This window comes from Ruegeria sp. AK4, assembly GCF_056541025.1.
This window is the reverse complement of sequence record NZ_JBQFXS010000055.1, coordinates 1-4,311: the sequence shown is the minus strand read 5'-3', so window position 1 is coordinate 4,311 and position 4,311 is coordinate 1. Positions and strand designations below refer to the sequence as shown.

At 64.1% G+C, this 4,311-nt stretch carries 4 protein-coding genes; all 4 read right to left on the bottom strand.

All coding sequences use genetic code 11. From position 1 onward, the window contains the following. The coding region (locus ACR0EZ_RS25715; protein ID WP_480617664.1) for a 2-hydroxyacid dehydrogenase at positions 1–848 on the bottom strand (848 nt) is incomplete at its 3' end. Next, positions 848–1,738: a succinate--CoA ligase subunit alpha gene (gene sucD, locus ACR0EZ_RS25710; RefSeq protein WP_480617663.1), complete on the bottom strand. Its 891-nt coding sequence runs from the start codon at positions 1,736–1,738 to the stop codon at positions 848–850. The genes ACR0EZ_RS25715 and sucD, both read right to left, overlap by 1 nt. Then, a complete protein-coding gene (locus tag ACR0EZ_RS25705) occupies positions 1,738–2,934 on the bottom strand; it encodes a malate--CoA ligase subunit beta (protein WP_480617662.1) in 1,197 nt (398 codons plus the stop codon). Before ACR0EZ_RS25705 ends, sucD begins: the two co-directional genes overlap by 1 nt. 28 nt (positions 2,935–2,962) lie before the next feature. Beyond that, positions 2,963–4,204 (bottom strand): pyridoxal-phosphate-dependent aminotransferase family protein, encoded by a 1,242-nt coding sequence (locus ACR0EZ_RS25700; RefSeq protein ID WP_480617661.1) that lies wholly within the window; start codon positions 4,202–4,204, stop codon positions 2,963–2,965. Positions 4,205–4,311: the final 107 nt, after the last annotated feature.

The following is a 4,311-nucleotide window of genomic DNA, read 5'->3' as shown; positions in this document are numbered from 1 at the left end:
TTGTCGCACTGCAGCAGGTCCGGGCTGATCCGCGGTTCGCCGTCGAACACATCCAGCGCCGCGCCGCCGATCATGTCGAAAGACAGCGACTGGATCAGGGCGCGTTCGTCGATCACCTCGCCGCGGGCGGTGTTGATCAGGAACGCGTCGGGCTTCATCAGGTCCAGCCGGCGCGCGTTGATCAGGTGCCGGTTGGCGGCGCCGCCGGGGCAGTGCAGCGAGACGAAATCGCATTGCGGCAGCATGTCGTCGATCGCGTCGACCTGCCGGGCGTTGCACCGGGCCAGAACCTCGGGCGCGACCGGGCTGCGGTTATAGACCAGCACCTCCATGCCGAAGCCGTGATGCGCGCGCCGCGCCATTTCCTGCCCGATGCGGCCATAGCCGACGATGCCCAGCGTCTTGCCGCTGACCTTGGTGCCAATCAGATGCGTGGGCCGCCAGCCGGACCAGTTGCCCGCGCGCAACTCGCGCTCGCCCTCAGCGGTGCGGCGGGCGACCATCAGCAGCAGGGTCATGGCCAGATCCGCCGTGCACTCGGACAGCACATCGGGCGTATTGGTCACGGTCATGCCCAGGCCGCGCGCCGAAGGCTCGCAGATATGGCTGTAACCGACGCCGTAATTGGCCAGGATTTTGGTCTGGGCCGCAGGCACGTCCAGCGCCTCGGCGCTGAGCGTATCGGTGACCGTGGGCAGAACCGCGTCATAGCGTTTCAGCGCATCGCGGATTTCAGCCGGGGACATGGGCTTGTCCCCGGTGTTCAGCACGGTGTCGTAGGTTTCGGCCAGCTGCGCCTCGACGGCGGCAGGCCAGCGACGGGTGACAAGAACCGAAGGCTTGACCATCACGCAGCCTTTCCCATGACGCGGGCGATGGTTTCGCCGATCACCGCGGGGTTTTCGGCAACCGTCACACCGGCGGCTGACAGGATCTCGACCTTCTCGCTGGCGCTTTCGCCGAAGGCCGAGATGATCGCACCGGCATGGCCCATGGTCCGGCCCTTGGGCGCGGTCAGACCGGCGACATAGGCCACAACCGGCTTGGTGACGTGATCGCGGATATATTCCGCCGCTTCCGCCTCTTGCGGGCCGCCGATCTCGCCGATCATGGCGATCACTTCGGTGTCTTCATCCTGTTCGAACCGCTCGAGGATGTCGCGGAACGAGGACCCGTTGATCGGATCGCCACCGATGCCGACGCTGGTCGATACTCCGATACCGCGTTCTTTCAGCTGCGCCGCAGCCTCATAGCCCAGCGTTCCCGAGCGGCCGATGATGCCGACATTGCCGGGCAGGTAGATATGACCGGGCATGATCCCCAGCAAAGCCTTGCCGGGGCTAATGGTTCCGGCACAGTTGGGGCCGGTCAGCACCATGCGCTTGTCGCGGGGATAACGGTACATGTAGCGCTTGACGCGGATCATGTCCTGCGCCGGGATGCCATCGGTGATGCAGACGCAGTAGCGGATACCGGCATCTGCTGCCTCCATGATCGAATCCGCAGCGAAGGGGGGCGGCACGAAAACAAGGCTGGCATCCGCGCCGGTGGCTTCGACCGCCTGTTTCACGGTGTCGAAAACGGGCACGCCTTCGACGGTTTCGCCACCTTTGCCCGGAACAACACCGCCGACAACATTGGTGCCGTAGTCCAGCATGTCCTTGGTGTGAAAGCGCGCCATGCGTCCGGTGATGCCCTGAACGATCACGCGGGTGTCACGGTTTAGAAGAATGCTCATTATACAGCCCTCACCTTGGTGTTTTGGGTCAGATCGTTCCGCCAGGCGCCCACCGCCCGTTCCGCCGCTTCCATAAGCGTTGTGGCGCGAATGATCGGCAGGCCGGATTTTGCGAGTATCTTCTGGCCTTCTTCGACATTTGTTCCGGCCAGACGCACAATGACGGGCAGGTCGATCTCCAGCTCGCGCAGCGCCTGCACGACGCCTTCGGCGACCCAGTCGCAGCGGTTGATCCCGGCAAAGATATTGACCAGTACCGCCTGCACGTTCTGGTCGGACAGAACCAGCCGAAACGCCTTGGCCACCCGTTCCGGCGAGGCGCCGCCACCGATATCCAGGAAATTCGCCGGCTCACCTCCGGCCAGTTTGATCGTGTCCATCGTGGCCATGGCCAGCCCGGCCCCGTTCACGATGCAGCCGATATTGCCCTCAAGACCCACGTAGGACAGCCCGCGGTCCGCCGCGCGGCTTTCGCGCGGGTCTTCCTGGCTTTTGTCCCGCAACTCGGCAATCTGCGGGTGCCGGAACAGGGCGTTGTCGTCAAAGCTCATCTTGGCGTCCAGCGCCAATACCCGGTCGTCGCCGGTGATGACCAGCGGGTTGATCTCGACCATGGTCGCATCCAGTTCGCTGAAGGCGGCATAGCAGCCCTGCAGCGTCCGGACCATCTGCTGCACCAGACGGGGTTCGATGCCCAGATTGAACGCGATCTCGCGGGCCTGGAACTCCTGTAGCCCAACGGCGGGTTCCACGATGGAGCGCACGATGCTGTCGGGGCGGTCCGCCGAGATTTCCTCGATCTCCATGCCGCCTTCCGAGGAGGCGACGATCATCACCCGCTGGCTGGAGCGGTCCAGTACGAAACCCAGGTAGATCTCGCTGTCGATCGGCACGGCGGATTCGACATAAACGCGGTAGATGCCTTTGCCTTCGGGGCCGGTCTGATGGGTCACCAGCTTGCGCCCGAACATCTCGTCGCAGGCCTCGTGGATCTCGTGCTCGGTGTTGCACAGCTTGACGCCACCGGCCTTGCCGCGGCCCCCGGCATGAACCTGCGCTTTGACGACCCACTTGTCGCCGCCCAGCTCGCGGGCGCGATAGGCCGCCTGTTCCGGGCTGTAGGCCAGCGCGCCGGACGGTATGGCGACGCCGAAATTCGAAAGAACCTCTTTCGCCTGATATTCGTGAATATCCATCTGCATGTCTCCCGTTTATGCAGTGCGTTCAAGCCGCGATCGATGTGCCATAGCGGCTTTCGAGCAGCGCTTCGATCTCTTCGAAATCGACTTTGCCGCCCAGGTCGCGCAGGGCGTCGGCAAACAGGCGGATGATCTGGCTGATCGCCTGACGATTGAGTTGATTGAGGATCCCGATCCGGACCTGCACCGGCGCGCTGAGCGTCGGCCAGATGCCAAACCCCCGCGCCCGGCACTTCTGCACCAGCTCCATCTCGCGCCCCGCCAGTTCCGGCGGCAGGTTGAGGACCAGAAGACTGGGCATGTCCGAGGTCACCTGGCATCCCATCGCGGTTACCGCATCCCGCAGCACCTGTTCATGGGTCCGGTAGGCGGCGGACCGTTTGGCCAGCCCTTCCGTCAGCGTCAGGCGCAGGGATTCGTGAAAGGCCGCCACGGCATAGCCGGAATGGGTCCGGTGATAGGTGCCTTTTTCGACGTCCCCGCCATCGACGATGCCCCAATGGCGGGCCTCGAAGATCGGGTTGTGGACATAGCTGTAGGCTCCGGTGGTTTTCAGCGCGTCGATATAGCCGTCGTTGAAGCTGACCGGCGCGTAGGTCAAGGGCAGGCAGCACAGGCCCTTTTGCGGGCAAGAGGCCCACCCGGCGATGCCCGGATAATCGTCAATCCGGAAATCCGCGACCCCCAGCGACGATACCGCGTCGATCAGGCCCATCGCGCCATGGCGCTCGCAGGCATCGGAAAACCCGCGCAAATCGTTGATACGCCCGGACCCGGTTTCCCAATGCGCCATGAAGGCCCATTTGGGTTTGTGTTCGGCCAGTGCGGCCGCGACCATTTCACCGGTCACCGGCTGACCATGCGGCACGTCGATGACGGTGACGCTGGCGGCCTGCGGGTCCAGCGGGCTGGCGGCATGTTCGTCCGGCGTTGCCGCCTTGATGCGAAGGGTCAGTGTGTCGATGCCCGAAAAAGTGCCGTTGTTGAATGCAACGACCCTGTCGCCGGGCATGACGGCCGAGAACATGGTGTCCAAGGCGCTCCAGCCGGTGCCGGCAACCGCGAACGTATAGGTGTTCGTGGTGCCCCAGATCTTGCGCAGCATGTGCTTGCATTCGACCATGCCGCGCAGCACGTCGCCCTGCATGTGATCTGCAACCCCGGCGCTGGCAAAGGCGCGCAGGACGCGGGCATCGGTATTGCCCGGCCCCGGCCCGGCGGCGAGCGTCTCGGGGATCTCGAGCGGAGGGTAAATCTGAAAGGTCATGGTCTGGCATCCTCGGCAACTGGCTGGGCGCTGAGGCCCGGTGTGGTACGTTGCCGAGCAGGAAACGCGGACTTGCCCTATGACGCAACGTAACTTACTACTGCTTT